This window comes from Ruegeria sp. AA3 (assembly GCF_056542905.1).
This window is the reverse complement of record NZ_JBQGAQ010000003.1, coordinates 276559-296374: the sequence shown is the minus strand read 5'-3', so window position 1 is coordinate 296374 and position 19816 is coordinate 276559. Positions and strand designations below refer to the sequence as shown.

Annotated in this window: 18 protein-coding genes; 6 read left to right on the top strand and 12 right to left on the bottom strand. The window is 54.4% G+C overall.

Features of this window, described 5'->3' with window-relative positions:
• The first annotated feature begins 302 nt into the window (after positions 1 to 302).
• Positions 303 to 1091 (top strand): phosphatase PAP2 family protein, encoded by a 789-nt coding sequence (locus ACR0JR_RS08050; protein WP_480455717.1) that lies wholly within the window; start codon positions 303 to 305, stop codon positions 1089 to 1091.
• 3 nt (positions 1092 to 1094) lie between these two features.
• On the opposite strand, the gene ACR0JR_RS08045 is transcribed toward ACR0JR_RS08050, so the two are convergent.
• The gene (locus tag ACR0JR_RS08045; protein WP_170472388.1) at positions 1095 to 1682 is read right to left on the bottom strand and encodes a riboflavin synthase; all 588 of its coding nucleotides are present in this window, start codon (positions 1680 to 1682) and stop codon (positions 1095 to 1097) included.
• Positions 1683 to 1823: 141 nt separating this feature from the next.
• On the opposite strand from ACR0JR_RS08045, the gene ACR0JR_RS08040 reads away from it, so the two are divergent.
• From ACR0JR_RS08040 to ACR0JR_RS08030, 3 genes are all read left to right on the top strand, one after another.
• Complete coding sequence (locus ACR0JR_RS08040) at positions 1824 to 3122, top strand: capsule biosynthesis protein (RefSeq protein WP_480455716.1); 1299 nt, start codon at positions 1824 to 1826, stop codon at positions 3120 to 3122.
• An 80-nt stretch (positions 3123 to 3202) separates the two neighbouring features.
• Positions 3203 to 4333, top strand: a complete 1131-nt coding sequence (locus ACR0JR_RS08035; protein WP_480455715.1) for a polysaccharide biosynthesis/export family protein — start codon at positions 3203 to 3205, stop codon at positions 4331 to 4333.
• A gap of 3 nt (positions 4334 to 4336) precedes the next feature.
• A complete protein-coding gene (locus tag ACR0JR_RS08030; RefSeq protein ID WP_480455714.1) occupies positions 4337 to 6334 on the top strand; it encodes a capsular polysaccharide biosynthesis protein in 1998 nt (665 codons plus the stop codon).
• A 3-nt stretch (positions 6335 to 6337) separates the two neighbouring features.
• On the opposite strand, the gene ribD is transcribed toward ACR0JR_RS08030, so the two are convergent.
• The 6 genes from ribD to ACR0JR_RS08000 form a co-directional block, all read right to left on the bottom strand.
• On the bottom strand, positions 6338 to 7438 hold the full coding sequence (gene ribD, locus ACR0JR_RS08025) for a bifunctional diaminohydroxyphosphoribosylaminopyrimidine deaminase/5-amino-6-(5-phosphoribosylamino)uracil reductase RibD (protein WP_480455713.1): 1101 nt from the start codon (positions 7436 to 7438) through the stop codon (positions 6338 to 6340).
• Complete coding sequence (gene nrdR, locus ACR0JR_RS08020) at positions 7435 to 7905, bottom strand: transcriptional regulator NrdR (protein ID WP_008756450.1); 471 nt, start codon at positions 7903 to 7905, stop codon at positions 7435 to 7437. The genes ribD and nrdR overlap by 4 nt, the downstream gene beginning before the upstream one ends.
• Positions 7906 to 8024: 119 nt before the next feature.
• Positions 8025 to 8435: a secondary thiamine-phosphate synthase enzyme YjbQ gene (locus ACR0JR_RS08015; protein WP_480455712.1), complete on the bottom strand. Its 411-nt coding sequence runs from the start codon at positions 8433 to 8435 to the stop codon at positions 8025 to 8027.
• Positions 8436 to 8441: 6 nt separating this feature from the next.
• Positions 8442 to 8837, bottom strand: a complete 396-nt coding sequence (locus tag ACR0JR_RS08010) for a hypothetical protein (protein ID WP_170472398.1) — start codon at positions 8835 to 8837, stop codon at positions 8442 to 8444.
• 92 nt (positions 8838 to 8929) lie between these two features.
• Positions 8930 to 9469, bottom strand: a complete 540-nt coding sequence (locus ACR0JR_RS08005; protein ID WP_480455711.1) for a DUF4166 domain-containing protein — start codon at positions 9467 to 9469, stop codon at positions 8930 to 8932.
• Positions 9459 to 9905 (bottom strand): thiol-disulfide oxidoreductase DCC family protein, encoded by a 447-nt coding sequence (locus ACR0JR_RS08000; RefSeq protein ID WP_480455710.1) that lies wholly within the window; start codon positions 9903 to 9905, stop codon positions 9459 to 9461. The genes ACR0JR_RS08005 and ACR0JR_RS08000 overlap by 11 nt, the downstream gene beginning before the upstream one ends.
• A gap of 311 nt (positions 9906 to 10216) precedes the next feature.
• On the opposite strand from ACR0JR_RS08000, the gene ACR0JR_RS07995 reads away from it, so the two are divergent.
• Positions 10217 to 11242, top strand: a complete 1026-nt coding sequence (locus ACR0JR_RS07995) for an AraC family transcriptional regulator (protein WP_480455709.1) — start codon at positions 10217 to 10219, stop codon at positions 11240 to 11242.
• A 165-nt stretch (positions 11243 to 11407) separates the two neighbouring features.
• Here ACR0JR_RS07995 and rpoD read toward each other — a convergent pair whose 3' ends face one another.
• The 5 genes from rpoD to ACR0JR_RS07970 all read right to left on the bottom strand — a co-directional run bounded on the left by rpoD (position 11408) and on the right by ACR0JR_RS07970 (position 17648).
• The gene (gene rpoD, locus ACR0JR_RS07990) at positions 11408 to 13396 is read right to left on the bottom strand and encodes an RNA polymerase sigma factor RpoD (RefSeq protein WP_010441993.1); all 1989 of its coding nucleotides are present in this window, start codon (positions 13394 to 13396) and stop codon (positions 11408 to 11410) included.
• Between the two features lie 114 nt (positions 13397 to 13510).
• Positions 13511 to 15460, bottom strand: coding sequence for a DNA primase (gene dnaG / locus ACR0JR_RS07985; RefSeq protein WP_480455707.1), 1950 nt, complete (start codon positions 15458 to 15460; stop codon positions 13511 to 13513).
• 80 nt (positions 15461 to 15540) lie between these two features.
• Positions 15541 to 15837, bottom strand: coding sequence for a hypothetical protein (locus ACR0JR_RS07980; protein WP_010441991.1), 297 nt, complete (start codon positions 15835 to 15837; stop codon positions 15541 to 15543).
• Positions 15838 to 16029: 192 nt separating this feature from the next.
• Complete coding sequence (locus ACR0JR_RS07975) at positions 16030 to 16197, bottom strand: hypothetical protein (protein ID WP_260022681.1); 168 nt, start codon at positions 16195 to 16197, stop codon at positions 16030 to 16032.
• Between the two features lie 20 nt (positions 16198 to 16217).
• Entirely contained in the window at positions 16218 to 17648 is a 1431-nt protein-coding gene (locus tag ACR0JR_RS07970) for a Glu/Leu/Phe/Val family dehydrogenase (RefSeq protein ID WP_480455705.1), read from the bottom strand.
• Positions 17649 to 17973: 325 nt separating this feature from the next.
• Between ACR0JR_RS07970 and ACR0JR_RS07965 the strand changes: the two genes are divergently transcribed.
• Positions 17974 to 19794, top strand: coding sequence for a VWA domain-containing protein (locus ACR0JR_RS07965; protein ID WP_170779786.1), 1821 nt, complete (start codon positions 17974 to 17976; stop codon positions 19792 to 19794).
• Positions 19795 to 19816 lie beyond the last annotated feature (22 nt).

The window sequence follows — 19816 nt, the reverse complement described above, 5'->3', positions numbered from 1 at the left end:
CAACAATTCCCTAGTGTGTCGAGATATCGAGCCCAGTGTCCAAGACCGCCTATCTCCCTGCTTCTAATGCAGTTCTGATAAATTCCCTTTGGCGTAACAGGCTGTTATTGTCACTGGTTGCGCTGCAAATCGCATGCGCCATCGCCGTCAGCCTCTATGTGGGCCGGTCATTTTGGGATTCCTCTACCCCCATCCTTTTAGGAATATCGCTCCGTCTGCTTTGCTTTATGTTCGCAAATTTCATCCTCTGGAGGCTTGGTGTTGCGATTTTTGTGGTTAAACCGAAAAAGCCAATTCATTGGATGTTGCAAGACCTGCGAACCAAACTGACAGACGTCGAAAAAGCACCCGACGTTTTGATCTGCTTCGTCAGCATCGTTGCTCTGATCGTAACCTACACATTTTTGAAGAACGAAATTCACTCGTTGAGTCCCTCTCTTTGGGACACACAGTTTGCGCAATGGGACAGGTTCCTACACGGCGGCGTCGATCCCTGGACTTTGCTAAGGCCCGTCCTTGGGTCGCCAGTGATTACAACAGCTTTGAATGCGGCCTATCATATCTGGTTTCCGATGCTTTATATCGCCGTCTGCGTGGCCTGCCTGGATCGCCGTGATCCAATTCGTAGCACGGTATTCCTGGTCGCCTTTGTGCTGTGCTGGTTTGTCGGGGGTAACGTGATCGCGACGGTCTTTGCATCCGTCGGTCCTGTTTACTATGAACCCTTCAATCTGGGCACAGATTTCGTTCCGCAGATGGAATTGCTGCGTCAATCACATGAAATCAGCCCGGTTTGGGCGCTGAAAGTGCAAAGCACGCTGCTGGATGGCTTTCAAAATTCGGGGCTCGCACGAGGTATCTCAGCGATGCCCAGTATGCATGTCGCTTCAAGCGCGCTCCTGGCGTTGTATGGGTTCACTTATTCGCGGTGGCTGGGCTGGGGGCTGACGGTGTTTACCTTTGTCATCCTGTTGGGATCGGTGCATCTTGCGTGGCATTACGCCATTGATGGATATGCTTCGATCCTGTTGGTCCTTTTCTTCTGGTGGCTGGCCAAAAGGCTCACGGCACGGTTCGGGCCGGGAACCTGAGGTTCAGGACATCTCGGCCAGACGGGCCACGTATCTGGCCAGAGTATCGATCTCAAGATTCACCTTGTCACCGACCGCGACATCACCCCATGTGGTGACCTCTTTGGTATGCGGGATGAAGTTGATACCGAAGTCACATCCCTCAACATCGTTGACCGTCAAAGACGTGCCGTTCAGCGCTACCGATCCTTTTGGCGCGATAAACCGAGCAAGATCAACGGGTGCGCGCAAAGTCACACGCGTGCTATCGCCCTCGTCAGCTACCGCAATCACTTCGGCTACGCCATCAACATGGCCCGAGACGATATGCCCCCCCAGTTCATCCCCGACTTTCAAGGCGCGCTCCAGATTTACCTGCGTGCCGACCTGCCAGTGATCCAAATTGGTCTTCGAAACCGTTTCGGCGCTGATCTGAACATCGTACCAGTCGTCCCCCAGCGCGATAACGGTCAGACACACACCATCGCTTGCGATCGAAGCACCCATATCGATCCCTGCTGTGTCATAGCTGGTCCTGATCCTTGCCCGTAGATCACCCTGCTGGTCAAGTTCGGCAACAGTGCCAATATCGGTGACGATCCCTGTAAACATTTCATCAACCCCAAGAGCCTAATTTCAATAATCGAGGTAAAGGCACCCAGCCCGACGGACAAGCCCTGCCTTGCCCAGAATCCAACAAAGAGGCATAATTTCATCCAAACGTTCCACGAATATTCCTTGCGAGCAGACTATATGGCATCTTCAACCACCTGCCCTGACCGGCGTGTGTTCCTGTTCCTGCAAGGTCCCCATGGTCCATTCTTCAATGCACTAGGTGGTATGCTGCGCGCAGCCGGAGCCAAAGTCATCCGTGTTGGGTTCAACGCGGGCGATCAGGCGTTTTGGAGCGACACGACCAGCTTTATTCCCTATCTGGGGAATCCCGACGATTGGCCAGCTACATTCACCGACATAGTTACACTCAATGGTGTCACTGATATTGTACTCTATGGTGATACCCGGCCTATCCATGCAAATGCGGTTCGGATTGCGAAATCACGCGGCATTACTATCCATGTTTTCGAAGAGGGATATCTGCGCCCCTGGTGGGTGACGTATGAGCGCAATGGCTCGAACGGAAACTCACGTTTGATGGAGCTTGATGTGGAAGAGATGCAGACGGCATTGGCGCAGTCTGAGGGTCAAACCCCTCCGCCGCCCTCGCATTGGGGGGATATGCGCCAGCACATTTTCTACGGCGCGCTTTACCATTGGTTCGTGATGCTCATGAACCGGCGCTATCGAAATTTCCAGCCTCACCGCGAGCTACCAGTCACCAAAGAGTTTCAGTTGTATTTTAAGCGCCTGGCACTGATGCCATTCCACAGATTACAACGAAAATGGGCGACAACTCGGGTCAGGCGGGGGGGCTTTCCCTATCACCTTGTCCTGTTGCAACTGGGTCATGACAGCTCGGTGCAATCCCATTCGGATTATTCCTGCATGAGTGAGTTTCTCAGCCAGGTGATTGACGGTTTTGCCAAGGGTGCCCCTGCGCATCACCACCTCGTCATCAAAGAGCATCCGCTGGAAAACCATCGTGAACCACTTCGGCACATGGCCCAGCGCATGGCCGAAAAACTCGATATCACTGATCGAATTCACTATGTGCCGGGTGGTAAGTTGGCAAAACTTCTCGATGAAGCGAGATCAGCAGTAACCGTGAATTCAACTGCAGGCCAACAAGCCCTGTGGCGCGGCATTCCCCTGCGCAGTTTCGGACGGTCGGTATATGACAAGCCACAGTTTGTTTCCCGGCAGCCAATCGAGGCTTTTTTTGCTGACCCCAATGCTCCGGACAGCAAAGCCTACCGGGACTATCGACAATTTCTTCTCAATACCAGTCAGATTCCGGGTGGCTTCTATTCCCGAAAAGGACGTCGACAATTATTGCGCCGTGCCGCAGATATGATGCTTATGAAACAGGGTCCATATCAGTCGGCACTGCAAGACAACGAGGCCGCAACGCCACAGTTGCATCTTGTTAAGTAACTTGAATCAACCCGTTGCTGGATGTTTGGCAATGAAACGGGTAACCTGCCCAAAACAAAGACGACTGAGGTAAATCGGCAGTGCAGCGTTTTCCTATCCGATGGATACGGGGGGCTTCCTTTGTGGTGGTCCTTGGTTTGCTGGCAGCGTGTCAGCTTCCGAAATCCGGACCTAACAAAACAGAAATCCTTGCCGGTTCTGTCGAAAATGGCGGCAACGCATTTGTTGTCGAAGTCGACGACCGCGTGGCACGTGCCGCCTCTGCGGTTCCGCACTACGGGTTCTCACAATCTTTTCGCAGCGCCCAAAGCATTGCGTCTGATACTGTGCGTCCCGGCGATGTTCTAAATCTTAGCATCTGGGAGAATGTCGACGACGGGTTGCTGACTTCAGAAGCTGGTGGTGCGACAAATCTGGATCAGGTTCAGGTCGACAATGACGGATATATTTTTGTTCCCTACGCTGGTCGGCTGCGTGCGGCGGGCAATACTCCCGAGCAATTGCGCACCCTGATTTCCAGCAAACTGGAGGAGCAAACGCCGGACCCACAGGTTCAGGTTACGCGCACGCCGGGCAATGGGTCGACTGTTTCCTTGACCGGGACCATCGGTGCACCGGGTATTTACCCGATCGAGCGCCCGACGGGAACCTTGTCGACCATGCTCGCACAAGCGGGAGGCGTCGCAGTTGCATCGGATATAGCTTTGGTTACCGTGATCCGCGGAAATCAAAAGGGAACGATCTGGTACAACGATCTTTTCCGAAATCCGGAAACCGACATCGCCCTGCGCGGCGGTGATCGCATTCTGGTTGAACAGGATAGCCGCTCGTATATTGCACTGGGTTCGACTGGGCAGTCCCGCGTGGCGTTCGAAAGTCAGGATTTATCGGCTCTCGAAGCTCTGGCACAAGTTGGGGGCCTTCAATCGCTGTCGTCAGATCCGACCGGGATATTCATTCTGCGCGACGAACGGCAGGACATTGCACGTAGCGTTATGGGGCGCCCTGAGCTGACGGGTGATCAACGCATGATCTACCTGTTGAACCTGACCGCACCCAACGGCTTGTTTGTTGCACGTGATTTTGTCATCCGCGACGATGACACGATCTATGTCACCGAAGCCCCATATGCACAGTGGAGCAAATCAATCTCGTTGATCGCCGGAGGTCTGACACCATTTGCGAATGTAGCGACACTTACGGGAAACTAGTGGATGTTTCCTGAACCGGAGAGCATGGCCGGGGGCGAACGCTCCCGGCTATTTGTTTACAACGGTGGTTTCCTGACACAACGGCGTGTGCGCCGGATCCTGTCTTTGTCCGGGTATGAAATTCGGCTTGGTCTGCCCCAACACGAAGATCTTGTTGGGGTCTGGGGCAACAGCCCAACTGCTCATCGCGGCTTGACCATAGCGCGGAAACGCGATGTGCCCATCTTACGGATCGAAGATGCGTTCCTGAGATCTCTGCAACCCGGACGCAGCGGCGAGGCCCCGCTGGGATTGCTGCTTGACCGTGCAGGTCTACATTTTGATCCTACTACGCCATCCGATTTGGAAACCCTGCTTACGACACATCCGCTGGATGAGACTGCCCTGCTGGATCGCGCGCGGGGCGCGATTGCGCGGCTACGCGAATTGCACCTCAGCAAATACTCAGCCTACGATCTTGATCAACCACCCCCTGAACCCGGCTACGTTCTGGTAATTGATCAAATCCAGGGAGATGCAGCAGTTACTGCGAGCCACGGCGACTATGCGCGGTTCCGCGAGATGCTGGTCATCGCACAAGAGGAAAACCCAGGCGCGCGCGTCATCATCAAAAGCCATCCCGAAACGACCGCAGGTCATCGAAAAGGATATTTTTCTGATCAAGATCTGAATGACCGCGTGTCCATTCTGGACCACCCCATAAGCCCTTGGTCACTGTTGGAAGGCGCTATCGGTGTTTATACACTGTCGTCACATATGGGATTTGAAGCCATTCTGGCGGGACATAAACCCCGAGTGTTCGGGCAACCGTTTTACTCAGGGTGGGGGCTGACACAGGACGACGTCCCCCTCCCCCGTCGACAACGCAACCTCACGCGGGCGCAGCTTTTTGCAGCAACAATGATCCTGTATCCGCGCTGGTACGACCCCTATCAAGACTGCTTGTGCGAATTGGAAACCGTGATCGATACACTCGAGGCGCAGACCCGCGCTTGGAGACAGGATCACAAAGGTTGGACTGCATCGGGTATGCGGGTGTGGAAGCGGCGGCGCCTGCAGCGCATTTTCGGTCAACACGGTAAGCTGCGTTTTACATCCGAGCAGCCAAAAGATACCGCACATCCCCATATGGCCTGGGCGAGCCAAGCGCGTGATACTTTGAGCGCAACACGCGTCGAGGATGGCTTTCTACGCTCGCGTGGATTGGGTGCGGAATTGGTGCCACCGCTTTCGCTTGTGACCGATGATATCGGTATTTACTACGACCCGACCCACCCCAGCCGGCTAGAGGAATGGATCACCGCGCGAGAGACGCTGCGACCGGACCAGAGGCTTCGATCAGAACGGCTGATAGCCCGGTTGCTCTCTGACGGCCTGAGCAAGTACAACGTCGGTCATCCTGCCCCGGACCTGCCAAAAGGCCATCGCATTCTGGTGCCGGGGCAGGTAGAAGATGACGCCTCGATCAGACTGGGTACAAGCAATATTCGCAACAACCTCGATCTGCTGTGTGTAACGCGCAAGGCCAATCCTGATGCTGTTCTGATTTACAAACCTCACCCGGATGTCGAAGCCGGATTGCGAGAGGGCAAAATCGAATCAGATTTGGCTGACATTGTGGTCAAGCGCACCGACCCCGCCACCCTGATGACTCAGGTAGACGAGGTTTGGACTATGACCTCTCTGCTGGGGTTCGAAGCTTTGCTGCGCGGCGTCAAGGTCACGACGCTAGGCGCGCCATTCTATGCTGGGTGGGGGTTGACGACAGATTTGGGGGCTGTGCCTGCTCGTCGCGGCGCGCAGCCTTCATTGATGGGCTTGGTACACGCAACCCTGATCGACTACCCGCGATACTTTGATCCCGTGACTGGACAGGCTTGCCCAGTCGAGATCGCGGTTGAGCGGCTTGCGCACGGCGCACCAACGGCGAAAGGACCTATGAACCGCCTTCTGTCCAAACTACAAGGAATGATGGCAACGCATGCGCGTTGGTGGCGCTAAGGCCTAATGCGTGACGCGCGACCAACGGTGCAGGATATCACCGCCAACAACCTGCGTTTCGATCAGATCGAACCGGGGTGCGGTTTCCAAAGTATCCAACCCTAAGGCTCCGATCGCCGAAAGACCTTCGGCTCCGATCGTAAGCCCGGCGGTGAAACCAACCAGCTCATCGACCAGATCACTTTCTAGCAAGGACGCAGCCAAAGCTGATCCGCCTTCACAAAAGACGCGCGTCAGCCCCGCTTGCCCGAGCTGGTGCAGCAGATCAGCGGCTTCAACGTGATGATCGTCCAATGCGCATGGGATCAGTCGCGCACCAAGCCCCTCCCAGGCGCGGGCGCGATCAGGATCCGGATGAGGACCATGGCAAAGCCAGACCGGAATTTTGGACGCGGTTCGCGCGAGATGCCCCATCAAAGGCAAGTCCAGATGCCGAGACACCACCACGCGGACCGGCTGGCGTTCTACGCCTAAATCGCGAACCGTCAGCGACGGATCATCAGCCCGCGCCGTTCCCGCGCCGACCATGACCGCATCATGGCGGGCTCGCATGGCGTGCACTGCACGGCGTGCATTGGGGCCGGTGATCCACTGGCTGTGCCCGGTTTCCGTGGCAATCCGACCATCAAAGCTGCTGGCCAGTTTCAGTGTTACAAACGGTCGACCTTGCTCGGTTTTCAGAAAGAAGCCTGCGTGATCCCGTGCCGCCTGTTCGGCAAGAATCCCGGTAACGACATCAATCCCAGCTTCACGCAGCAAGGCGAACCCTTGTCCCGCCACACGCGGGTCACTGTCTTCGATTGCCGAGACAACACGTACAATTCCAGCCTCGATCAATGCTTCGGCACAGGGTGGCGTTTTTCCGTGATGTGAGCAGGGTTCAAGAGAGACATATGCTGTCGCACCTTGTGCCGCCTCGCCTGCTTGGGCAAGTGCGATGGGTTCGGCATGCGGGCGGCCTCCGGGCTGCGTCCAGCCGCGTCCGACAATACGCCCATCGCGCACGATCACGCACCCGACGGACGGGTTCGGCCAACACGTGCCCTGGCCGCGCCGCCCCAAAGACAAGGCAAGCGCCATAAATCGCTTATCTGCTTCGTTCACTCGTCCGTCGAAGGTTGCGGCGGGCGCAACTCGTGGACAAACTCCTCGAAATCGTCGGCCGCCTGGAAATTCTTGTACACACTCGCAAAACGAACATATGCGACCGTATCAATCCGGGCCAGCGCTTCCATGACAATCTCACCGATTTTGTTCGATGGGATATCGGTTTCACCCATGCTTTCCAATCGGCGAACGATACCCGAAATCATCTGGTCGATCCGCTCCGGATCAATCGGCCGCTTCTGCATCGATATGCGGATTGAACGCTCAAGTTTGTCGCGGTCGAAATCTTCTCGTTTTCCATTGGTTTTGATCACAACCAGATCGCGCAACTGCACACGTTCATAAGTCGTAAACCGTCCGCCGCAGGCCGGACAAAACCGGCGTCGGCGGATCGCGACGTGATCCTCTGCCGGGCGTGAATCTTTGACCTGAGTATCGATATTTCCGCAAAACGGGCAGCGCATCCGCCGTCTCCTCGTCCCTAGTTCGGCCTCTTTTGTAAGCGCTGCGGCTTACTTATCCACAACTATAGGGCAGCCGCTAGAGTTTGGGTAGTCGGAATTTTTCACCCCAATATAAAGCGTCACGCGAAGTGCGCAGCGACCTTTCTCATATGCGGTGCATTGCGATGTTCAAACACGTAAATACCCTGCCATGTGCCCAGCACAGGCTCCCCACTCCTCACCGGGATCGACAACGAAACCGGCATCATCGCAGCCTTGATATGAGCTGGCATGTCATCCGGCCCCTCATATGTATGGCGCAGATAAGCCATCGAAGGATGGTCGGAAGGCGGCACAAGCCGGTCATAAAAGGCCTGTAAATCGGTCTGCACTTCGGGATCAGCGTTTTCCTGAATCAGCAAAGAACAAGAGGTGTGCCGCACGAAGAGGGTCAGCAGGCCATCTGATACCGGCCTCAGCCAATCGCGCACAGGGGCGGTGAACTCATAGAGCCCCGCACCCTGCGTTGAGATCGAGAATTCGGTCTGCACCGCAGATCACCTAAAGTTAATGCGACGACTGCACCGGCCATTTGCACCTTGCACAGACATACTGTCGCCGGCTTTGAAGCCAGCCGATATACTGCCTTGCTGGTCTACATTTGCAGGTGGCTTGAGCGAAAACTGCACCGCCGTCTTTCGGCCGGTCGTCACGCTTGGCCCGTAGCCGCGCAGGACATAAATACGCTGTTGCCACCCCGCACCTAAAGACCGTCGTGCGAAATCCGCCGCAGCACACCAATATCCATCGACATCTCTGCGCGCCCTTGGGATGACTTCGAATTCCGTATTGCTAATCGCTTCGGTTTGATATCCGTTTGGTGCCGCGCTGGTCATTGCCGGAGAACCGAGCAACATAAGTGCGCCCAACGTAACTGATAATATCTGTTTCATCCTCGTCATCTTCCTGTTTCCACCTGAAATATACCTAGTGCGCCTCACCACTCCAAACAGTAGAGATCACAATCAATTCAAACTGACCTCAATTAGCTCCGATCCGGCTCAAGCCACCCGCTATATCGGATCAGCAAACCCAGGCCGGGCACATAGGCAGAGATGTCAAAACAAAAGCGGTCCATTGAATCTTGGGTTTCCGTCGAGGCTGACTGCGGTAGCAGAAACTTTGGACAAGGTATTCCAAACAGGGCGAGCCGACGGATTTGAATCGACAGCCCTGCCTCGCTTCGCACAGGCTGTGACCGAATTGCGAGCCCCCCGATCCTTTCGTGGACGCAATTGTATCTCCGGTCAAAACTAATGCGTGAACATGTCTCATGCCCGGAAAAGTCCCGCTTCCAAATCCAATGCCCTTTTGTTCGCCGTATGGTGAGAGTGATCTTAAGGTCGTCCCCTCCTGGCGGGAATCCTCCGATGCGCAAAGCCAGGGCGACCAACCGCCCCCGACCTCGAATTATGCTGCATCTACCCGAATATTGCCCCTCAGCCGAGTGCAGTTTTTGAATTGCCTCCGGCAGCTTTTCATCCACGCCCAGAGCTTGCAGGAACGGGTCGTGCTCAGAAGCCATCTGAAGCGAACCGAGACCGAAGGCAAGCATCGGGAACTAAACAATGTTTGTAACGACCAAACAACGCATATCGATTACGGGCAACCGAGTGATATAGCCGATCCTTAACAAACACTGGCAGATATCGGCACAAGGACAGCAAGAACCAAGCTCCCGGTAACGCGCGCATCGCGGCGGCAAAAGCATCAAGCTTCTGGTGAACTTTACCATCGACGATGACCAGATTGGTCTCAAAATCCTTGGTCGGGAGATTCAGCCGTGAATAGAGTCGCCTCCCCAAATCCGACTGGGCGGTCGCAAATCTGAACCTTTGGCCCCGATCATGGCGCAACATGAACTGTAAAAACCGCGAACACAAAACGCATTCACCGTCAAAGACAATCAAATCAGTTTCAATGTCTGGCAAGTCAGGCACTGTAAATCCAAATACCACCATCAATTCAAGAAGATACTGGCACAGCATAAATCTCGCGGCAATGCGACATGACCGACCACTAAGGAGAGCCGTGCCGGGGAACCCATTGAAACGGCTTGGTGGACCGTCGGCTTGGGCTCGACCTTATCCCCAAAAGGTGCTGACCCGGCAACGATGGATATTTAGGTGTCACTCCCGCGGTATTCTTGGCAATTTCAGCCAAATCCTTTCGAATATCCGACACGTCACAAGTGTCGTTAACAGAGGCTGGCAAAATACAGCGCCTTTCCGCTATCGTGATCAGATTATCAGGATGAGTTTCGGACCAGGTTATGGACGTTGATATTTCACGCATTCAATTGCTGATGCGCGCCCTCGAACAACGCGCGAGTTTATCGGTTGTCGATCAGGTTCTGAAAAACAGCGCATTGACCCGGATGGATGTTGAAGCACCTGCCACACTATGTAGCGCCCGCAAAGAGGCCATGTTTGTTCGCCATGCCTGTGATGCGCTCGGCGACATCACATTCGGTGCAGGCGCGGGGTTAGAGTTCAATTCTTCCTCCAGTGTGACGGCATATATCAGTAAATACTCGCGGGATCTGAAACAGGTGTTGGAAAACACAACGCGGTTTCATGGTATCATCGACCCCGCACTGGCGTTCAGTCTGCGTGTTTCCGGCAACTCCGCCTCATTGGAGGCTGATTGGAAGGACCCAAGTTTTTCGCGATATCATCGTCGAACCGAGTTTTTGTTATTCGCAAGCATTGCTCGAATGCGGGCTCTGACGCAGGTGAAACTGTATCCTATCGAAATGCGATTTCAGCACAGTGTGGGGCGACATGCGGACACCTTTCAAAAGATCGGAGGCTTTCCAGTAAAGTTTGAGGCTGAACGGTTGGAGGTTATTTTATCACTACCCTCACTCGAAACACCGATCCCTACCTATGATCCCAGTCTGCGGGCGCATCTGCTGGAATATGGCGAGCGTCTGCTGGCGGAAGGACGTAAGCCAGAACAAAAAACCCGTGCACAGATCGAAGGGTTAATCACCGGGTCAATGCCCGGAGGGATAATTCAGGCAGATGAAGCCGCCTTTCGACTTGGGCTCAGCCCGCGCACACTTGCCCGTCGTCTGGCGGATGAAGGCACTTCCTACCGCGAGATTGTCGAAGATCTGCGCTGTGATCTTGCGCAAACCTTTATCAAGAACGGCATGAATCTAGCTGAAATCTCGTATTCTTTGGGCTATTCAGATCAGGCTGCGTTCTCGACGGCCTTCAAACGCTGGACCGGTCAGGCCCCGACAGCGTTCCGTAAACGGGTTTCACGTCCGCTTACACAAAAAGGAAAGTAGCCGGGGGTCATCGGCGCTGCCGCCTCGCCCCGGCCTGTCCATGAGTGGACATTGAGCACGTATGCACAGCGGCGCAACGCAACATGCGATATTTCGCCAATTTGATTTGTTGTTCAGACAATGTGAGGCGCGGCATGAAAAAGGCGCCTCGTGGGCGCCTTTGACCTATTGATCCAGGAAGGACCGAAGCTTCCGCGATCGGCTGGGATGCTTTAGCTTTCGCAGCGCTTTCGCCTCGATCTGGCGAATACGTTCGCGGGTAACACTGAACTGCTGACCCACCTCTTCCAGTGTGTGGTCAGTGTTCATGCCGATACCAAACCGCATCCGCAGTACCCGTTCCTCGCGCGGCGTGAGTGAGGCCAGAACCCGGGTCGTGGTTTCCTTGAGGTTCTCCTGAATCGCGCTGTCGAGCGGCAGCACGGCATTCTTGTCCTCAATGAAATCGCCAAGCTGGCTGTCTTCTTCGTCGCCGATGGGCGTTTCGAGGCTGATCGGCTCCTTGGCGATTTTCATCACCTTTCGAACTTTCTCGAGCGGCATTTGCAGCTTTTCTGCCAGTTCTTCCGGAGTCGGCTCGCGACCGATCTCGTGCAGCATCTGGCGACCGGTCCGAACCAGTTTGTTGATCGTCTCGATCATATGTACCGGAATACGGATGGTGCGCGCCTGATCCGCGATGGACCGCGTGATCGCCTGACGGATCCACCAGGTCGCATAGGTCGAGAACTTATAACCACGGCGGTATTCGAACTTATCCACCGCTTTCATAAGGCCGATGTTGCCTTCCTGAATAAGATCAAGGAATTGCAGGCCGCGGTTCGTGTACTTTTTGGCAATCGAGATTACCAGACGCAAGTTGGCTTCAACCATTTCTTTCTTGGCCTGCCGCGCCTCTTTCTCGCCTTTCTGAACCTGCTGCACGATGCGGCGGAATTCAGGGATATCTAGACCGACATACTGACCGACCTGAGCCATGTCGTTGCGCAGTTCCTCGACTTTAGCGGTCGAGCGTTCAATGAACATCTGCCAACCCCGGCCAGGCTTTTCGGCCATCTCGGCCAGCCAGTTCGGATCCAGTTCACGCCCGCGATAGGCGTCGATGAATTCACGACGGTTGATACGGGCCTGGTCGGCCAGTTTCACCATCGAGCTGTCCAGCGACATGACCCGGCGGTTGATGCCATAAAGCTGGTCGATCAGCGCTTCGATACGGTTGTTGTGCAGGTGTAGACCATTCACCAGCTCAACAATTTCCGCGCGTAGCTTCTGATAGGTCTCTTCGTCTTTTTCGCTGAACGATCCGTCTTCATTCAGAGTGGCCGAAATTCGGCTATCCTGCATTTCGGAGAGCATCGCAAAGTCGCTGGAAATCCGCTCTAGCGTAGTCAGAACCTGATCCTTAAGCGCTGCTTCCATCGCAGCAAGCGACATATTGGCCTGATCGTCTTCGTCATCGTCGTCGTCGTTGGCAATCGGGTTGCCATCGGCATCCAGCTCTGGGCCTTCATCCTTGGCGGGTTTGGCTGCCTGAACCGACGATGTGTCAACGACCGGCTCCTGTACGTCGCCATCTTCATCCAACTGGTTGCCGAACGTTGTTTCAAGATCAATAACGTCACGCAACAGAATGTCTTCGCTCAATAATTCGTCGTGCCAGATCGTGATCGCCTGAAAGGTCAGCGGGCTTTCGCACAGGCCGGCGATCATAGTATTCCGACCAGCCTCGATCCGTTTGGCAATGGCAATCTCGCCCTCGCGGCTAAGCAGTTCGACCGATCCCATCTCGCGCAGATACATGCGTACGGGGTCATCAGTACGATCCAGCTTTTCGGTAGCGGCACCAGCCAGCGCAACTTCGCGTGGGCCTTCGGTCGTGACCAGTTCGGTCGAACCTTTGTTCTCCTCTTCCTCGGCCTCTTCATCTTCGATGATGTTGATGCCCATCTCGGACAGCATCGACATAACGTCTTCGATCTGTTCCGAGCTGACCTGATCAGGCGGCAATACCTGATTAAGCTGGTCGTAGGTGATGTAACCTTTCTCACGGGCTTCGGCGATCATTTTCTTGACCGCTGCCTGGCTCATATCAAGCGAGATCTCCTGTTCCTGCTCGTCGGATTTGCGGTCTTCGTTCGTATCCTTGGCGGCCATTCAATGCTCCTGCAGGGATGGGTGATTCGTTTTGACCGAATCATTAGCGCGTAGAAGTGATTCGGCCACCCGTTTACCTGTTTTTCTTTTCCAGTGCCTTACGAAAACACCACTTTACCGGCGTTTCCGCTCAAAATTGATACCCGACATGATCGCTTCAAACGCGTCTTTCTCGTCACGGTTGATTCGCGCACCATTGTCGGCGATGTCGAAAACGGCCCTGTCTTCGTTCTGGCTGCGGCTAGTTCGGTTGCGCTCTTCGGCGGCTTGCGCCAGCCGATATGTCAGCGCCTCATCGGCCAGATCAGACAATTCCTCCGCCGCTTCGGCAATCTCAGCATCCAACCCCCGGAGCGCTTTGATCTTTGCGAGTTCCTCGGCCAGCGTCATCTGGGCCTTTTCAACGTCGCCTGGTTTGTACACACAGGGGATCACTGCGACATGGCGAAGGGCCAGAAGGTTTTCAAGGGGTTCCGGCCCCAAAGTTTGTACGATGTGTTCTTGCAGATTGTCCGGATCGTCAATCGCATGGCGCAAGATCGCCCCGCGCAAAGCTGCGTGATCGGGATCGTAACAATCCATTTCTTCCAACTGGTGTTCGAATTGAATTACAACTTGCGGATTTAGAATAGAAATTGCGAGAATGGCCGCTTCGCGCAATTGGATGTCTGCGTTCTCGGACGACGCCAGAAACGATGCGCGCGCACCGGGCGTGGCAGGCTGGGGTTGCGCCTGCCATTTTCCGCGCGGCTGCCACGTTCGATTTTGCGATTGTCTCTGAGGACGAAATAATTGCCAGCGCAGATCCTTAATTTCCCGCCCGTAATGCGATCGGATCGAGGGGTCGCGGATCAGCTTGATCTTCTCACGCAGAGATTTATCCAACGCCGCCTTCCGTTCAGGGCTGTCGAACACCTTGCCTTCCGTCTCACGTTGCCACAGCAGCTTGACCATCGGAATGGCCCCTTCCAGGACGGCTTGCACCGCCCTCGGCCCTTCGGCACGCAGAAGATCGTCTGGGTCCTTGCCTTCGGGCATGAGTGCAAATCGCAAGGATTTGCCTGCCTCCAGCAACGGCAGGGCCAGGTCAATCGCCCGCATCGCGGCGCGCAGGCCCGCTGTGTCACCATCCAAGGCAATGATCGGTTCATCTGAAACACGCCAGAGCAACTGTAGTTGATGTTCGGTGATCGCTGTTCCTAATGGCGCCACCGACGCGCCAAAGCCCGCTTCGGCCAGCGCGATTACGTCCATGTAACCCTCGGCAACGATCAGGGGCTGCCCCTTCCCAGCCGCCTGTCTCGCAGGACCGTGGTTATATAGGCTGCGGCCTTTATCGAACAAATCGGTCTCGGGCGAATTTAGGTATTTCGCATTGTCATTCAGGTCCATCGCCCGACCGCCGAAGGCAATGCATCGCCCGCGTGCGTCGCGGATTGGATACATGATGCGGTTTCGAAACGTGTCATAAGGTTTTTTGCCCTTGTTGGACGGTTTGGCCAGACCTGCAGCAAGGATCAATTCATCGGCTACATTCTTGCCGGTTAGATGATCCCACAGCGCCTGCCAGCCGTCGGGGGCAAACCCGATCTCCCATCGATCCAACGCCTGCGCATCCAGCCCTCGGCGGGTCAGGTAATCGCGCGCCTCGGCCCCTGCCCCGGTCTTGAGTTGCAAGCGAAAGAACTGAACCGCTTGCTCCATGACGTCGGCGAGTTGCGAGCGTCTGTCCTGTTTCTCCTGCGCTTTCGGATCGCGCGCAGGCATCGGCATCCCCGCTTCACGCGCCAGAATCTCGACCGCTTCGATGAACGAGACATTCTCGGTCTCTTTCACAAAGCTGATAGCATCGCCTTTGGCATGGCACCCAAAGCAGTAATAGAATCCCTTCTGATCATCGACGTGGAATGAGGCGGTCTTTTCGTGGTGAAACGGGCATGGCGCCCACATATCCCCCTTGCCCTGATTGGATTTGCGCTGGTCCCACATGACCTTACGCCCAACAACCTGAGACAGGCTGAGGCGCGTGCGCAGTTCATCCAGAAATCCGGGGGGCAAAGACATGGGTCAAACCTGCCAGAAATGAAAACGCGCGCCAAGGGGATGGCGCGCGGTTGTCCACAGAGAAATGATCTGTCTGTGGATTATTGCTGTAAACACAACTCCAGCCAAGCGGCACCGAGATCTTTTTTGCGCACGTCGCGCATTTTTTGTTCGTACACCCAAGGCGTGATCAACGGAATCGCCGCATTGTAGTTCTCGGGCCATGTCGGACCGCTGTCTGCTACTGCCTGCGCCACGTCGCGTTCCTTGACCCGGTCCAGACGTGCCTTCTGTACCGCAGCCACGACATCTGCCTGATACTTGCAACTTTGCTCTTTAGTCTCCTGAGCAGCCAAGGGTGAGGCCAGCAAGGCCGCGACAATGGCAATACGCAACATGGGGTTCTCCCGGATTCGTTTCCTTTGGCGCAGCTTAACGCTGCACAGCAACACCTTCCATCGCCGATTTCAATTTGTGCCACAGTCGAAGCGTCAGGCGACTAACAAAAGCTGCATACCCTGCCAGCGCAGCATTAGGCCCAGACCCTTCGCAGATGTTTCAACACTCACGTGCGGTCATATGGAGGCGTATCAGAGTTTCTTCTGAAAAAGCGTAGTACCCGAGGTATTTTGAACATCGACATAAACGCTGTCCCGGTCCAAATCCAGAACGACCGACGGCATATCGATCGACCCTTGTGCGAAACCGAAATAGGTCAAATCGTGAAAAGCGGCCACCCATGGGGCGGCCGCTTTCATAAATTCGATTGCCTGAGTGCTCAGAGTCCTTTTGCCCGATAGCTTTTTGAGACCCGATCAATCGCCACAATATAAGCTGCGGTGCGCAGGTCATCGACATCAGCGCGGTCATGCCAAACCTCGCTCATAGCCTGATAGGCGATGCGCATTGTGTCATCGAGGCCTGAGCGCACCAGCTCCAACTCGTCAGCACCCTTGAGGTATTTGGCCTTGAAGTTCGGCGACATCGACCAGGCATCACCCAGGTATCGATCCAGCCGTTCAAGCTCGCTGACGATCAGTTCATGGCGCGCTTCTTCCTGGCGGCGCTGCATGCGGCCAAAGCGGATATGGCTAAGGTTCTTCACCCACTCAAAATAGGATACTGTAACACCGCCCGCATTTGCATACATATCGGGGATAATGACTGTACCTTTATTTCGCAGGATTTCATCCGCGCCCGCTGTGACCGGACCGTTTGCAGCCTCGACAATCAGCGGCGCTTTGATCCGTTCTGCATTAGACAGGTTAATCACCCCTTCTAGTGCGGCCGGGATCAGGATATCGCATTCGGATTCAAGCACTGCACCGCCCTCGGCTGAATGCGTCGCATCCGGATAGTCTTTCACGCCGCCATGCTTAACGATCCACTGACGCACCGCTTCAACATCAATGCCATCGGGATTGTATAATGCGCCATCCCATTCGATGATGCCAATCACGCGCGATCCGTCTTCTTCACTGAGGAATTTTGCCGCGTGGTAGCCCACATTGCCCAAGCCCTGCACAACAACTCGCTTGCCGTCCAATTTGCCTGTCATACCAGCCTTTTTGACATCTTCCGGATTCCGGAAGAATTCGCGCAACGCATATTGAATGCCACGGCCAGTCGCTTCGACCCTACCTGCGATACCCCCAGCGTTCAGCGGTTTACCCGTCACACAGGCGCGCGCGTTGATATCTGTCGTGTTCATTCGGGCATACTGGTCGGCCATCCACGCCATTTCGCGTTCGCCTGTCCCCATGTCGGGCGCGGGGACGTTCTGAGACGGGTTGATCAGATCGCGTTTAGCCAATTCATAGGCGAAACGGCGGGTGATCTGCTCTAGCTCGTGTTCTTCATATTGGCGCGGATCGATACACAACCCGCCTTTAGACCCCCCAAATGGCGCTTCGACCAGAGCGCATTTGTAGGTCATCAGAGCCGCGAGCGCCTCGACCTCGTCTTGGTTCACCGCGAGGGCATAGCGAATACCACCTTTGACGGGCTCCATATGTTCTGAATGAACCGAGCGGTATCCGGTGAATGTGTGAATCTGCCCTCTCAGCCGAACTCCGAACCTGACTGTGTAGGTGGCGTTACATACCCTGATCTTTTCTTCCAGTCCGGGCGGCAGGTCCATCAGAGACGCAGCTCTGTTGAACATCAGATCAACACTCTCACGAAAGCTGGGTTCTATAATGCCGGTCATACAATCCTCCGTACTGGCAAATGACAAACGTCATGACGTTTTGTCGCACTGCTTGTAATTTACCGCAATCAGTAACTGCACTTATTTTAAGCAATTTGCGAAAGGCCAATTGGCGTGTTCGAAGTGAGTCGACCATCGATCACCTGCGCGCGATTGTCCCGAGGCGGGAAACAAAGACAGCAAAAACGCCACGAATAAAGTTGAAAACCGTTAAAAACGAGCAGCATAGTGACGATCACGCCTAATTCTCGCCACGATCCCTGTATAATTAATTAGCGCTGCAAACCGCTGGCATTGGTGCGCCCTGTCGACAGAGGAATTCACTATGCGCAATTATGATTTAAAAGAATTGTTTAACTTTTTGTGCCGAGAAAACAGGTGCGTCCGACGTTTGCGGCAATTTGCATCTGAAACAGAAGGCACGATGACGATCCTTGCGCTCTTCTTGGTAATGATTGTCTTCACCGTTGCCGGATTTGCCGTCGATATCATGCGTTACGATCGGGAAAGGGTGCGACTGCAATATGCCCTTGATCGCGCCGTTTTGGCAGCAGCGGACCTGGATCAGGAGCTTTGCCCCCGTGTTGTCGTCAACGATTACATTACCAAGGAAGGCTTCAACTCTGATATTATCAGTAATATCGAAGTCGAACCCGAGACATGTAAGACAAATGCGGATGGCTCTGTTGAACAGATCGCCGAGCTTGAAGGCAAGCGCAAGGTTGTAGCCAGTGCTGACATGAGCATCGAGACCCACTTTATGAAGTGGAGTGGTGTCGATCATATCGATTCAACCGCGACCAGCGTTGCCGAAGAATCGATTGGTAACGTTGAAATCTCGTTGGTTTTGGATGTGTCAGGCTCAATGCGCGGAACAAAGCTGACCAACCTTCAGAAGGCCGCGAACGACTTTATTGATGAAATGGTTCTTAAGTCAGAAGAAGGTAGATTGTCAATTTCGATCGTACCCTATTCCGAACAGGTCTCGGTGCCTGACTATCTTATGGATGCATTGAATACGATCGGTGCCAACGAAGTTGCAAATTGCATCGACTTCCAAGCCTCGGACTTCACGACAACCAATTTCAACTATTACGATATCGTCGATGATGGCGGGAATATCATTAGGAAAGGGGATTACATTCCTCAGACCTTACACTTCAAGGACAGCGGCACAAACGACAGAAGATTCAGTGATACTTTGGTATCCAGTAACATCTGCCGGCTTGAATCCGCGACCGACCAACGGGAAATGACCGTTATCCAGAATGACCCGGATATTTTGAAGGACCAGATTGATAATCTGGTCGCAAGTGGCTGGACTTCGATCGATCTTGGATTGAAGTGGGGCTTGACCTTGCTTGATGACAGTATTCAGCCATTGATTGCCCAGATTGCAGACAGCTCTGAAATCCCAGACTCGTTCGCCATTCGGCCCGCACCGAACACCACGACAGACACCCTTAAGGTTCTCGTGCTGATGACGGATGGGGAAAACACCTATCAGCACAAGGTAAACTCACCTTATAACGAGGGTGGCTCCAATATTTATTGGAACGAAAGTGCACAGACTTATTCCATCTATGATGATCAAAATGGGCGTTGGGCTTGGCCAAATGTAAATACCACCATATGGGATAATAGTACCGGCGGATACTGGACACGTGACAAGTTCCAGGATCATGCGCACGGAAATGGTACCTACAAACGATATCGTTGCCGGGATTACTACAATGGCACCTGTTACGATATCGACAGATCGAATGATCGCGATTTCAACGAAAGCGGTTCGTCGCCAGCAGAACTAGAATGGCCTGATGTCTGGGCACATACGGAGAAAAACGCGATCCGGAATATGTTCCGCCATGCCTACGGCTGGACCCGTGGCAATGAATTCGCGGCTGCGTCGACCACCGAAATCGGCCCTTCAACCAAAAATCCACGGGTTGTCGATCTTTGCGTAGAAGCTGAGAAAGAAAAGGTCATAATTTTCTCGATCGCTTTCGAAGCCCCCTACGGCGTCAAGCAGATGCTGAAAGACTGCGCGATCAAACCTGCCCGCTACTACGAAGCAACTGGCACCCAGATCGAGCGCGTCTTCGATTCAATCAGCACATCGATTCAAAACCTGAGGCTGACCCAATGATCATGTCGTTTCGGAAACGGGC

Bases quoted from the DNA above. Each gene is read 5' to 3' on its own strand.
- ACR0JR_RS08030 (WP_480455714.1), top strand. From the start codon at position 4,337: ATGTTTCCTGAACCGGAGAGCATGGCCGGGGGCGAACGCTCCCGGCTA.
- ACR0JR_RS08050 (WP_480455717.1), top strand. From the start codon at position 303: ATGTTGCAAGACCTGCGAACCAAACTGACAGACGTCGAAAAAGCACCC.
- ACR0JR_RS08040 (WP_480455716.1), top strand. From the start codon at position 1,824: ATGGCATCTTCAACCACCTGCCCTGACCGGCGTGTGTTCCTGTTCCTG.
- ACR0JR_RS07970 (WP_480455705.1), bottom strand. From the start codon at position 17,648: ATGACCGGCATTATAGAACCCAGCTTTCGTGAGAGTGTTGATCTGATG.
- ACR0JR_RS07995 (WP_480455709.1), top strand. From the start codon at position 10,217: ATGGACGTTGATATTTCACGCATTCAATTGCTGATGCGCGCCCTCGAA.
- ACR0JR_RS08010 (WP_170472398.1), bottom strand. From the start codon at position 8,837: ATGAAACAGATATTATCAGTTACGTTGGGCGCACTTATGTTGCTCGGT.
- ACR0JR_RS08000 (WP_480455710.1), bottom strand. From the start codon at position 9,905: ATGGTGGTATTTGGATTTACAGTGCCTGACTTGCCAGACATTGAAACT.
- ACR0JR_RS08045 (WP_170472388.1), bottom strand. From the start codon at position 1,682: ATGTTTACAGGGATCGTCACCGATATTGGCACTGTTGCCGAACTTGAC.
- ACR0JR_RS08005 (WP_480455711.1), bottom strand. From the start codon at position 9,469: ATGGCTTCTGAGCACGACCCGTTCCTGCAAGCTCTGGGCGTGGATGAA.
- nrdR (WP_008756450.1), bottom strand. From the start codon at position 7,905: ATGCGCTGCCCGTTTTGCGGAAATATCGATACTCAGGTCAAAGATTCA.
- ACR0JR_RS07980 (WP_010441991.1), bottom strand. From the start codon at position 15,837: ATGTTGCGTATTGCCATTGTCGCGGCCTTGCTGGCCTCACCCTTGGCT.
- ACR0JR_RS07965 (WP_170779786.1), top strand. From the start codon at position 17,974: ATGCGCAATTATGATTTAAAAGAATTGTTTAACTTTTTGTGCCGAGAA.
- dnaG (WP_480455707.1), bottom strand. From the start codon at position 15,460: ATGTCTTTGCCCCCCGGATTTCTGGATGAACTGCGCACGCGCCTCAGC.
- ACR0JR_RS07975 (WP_260022681.1), bottom strand. From the start codon at position 16,197: ATGAAAGCGGCCGCCCCATGGGTGGCCGCTTTTCACGATTTGACCTAT.
- rpoD (WP_010441993.1), bottom strand. From the start codon at position 13,396: ATGGCCGCCAAGGATACGAACGAAGACCGCAAATCCGACGAGCAGGAA.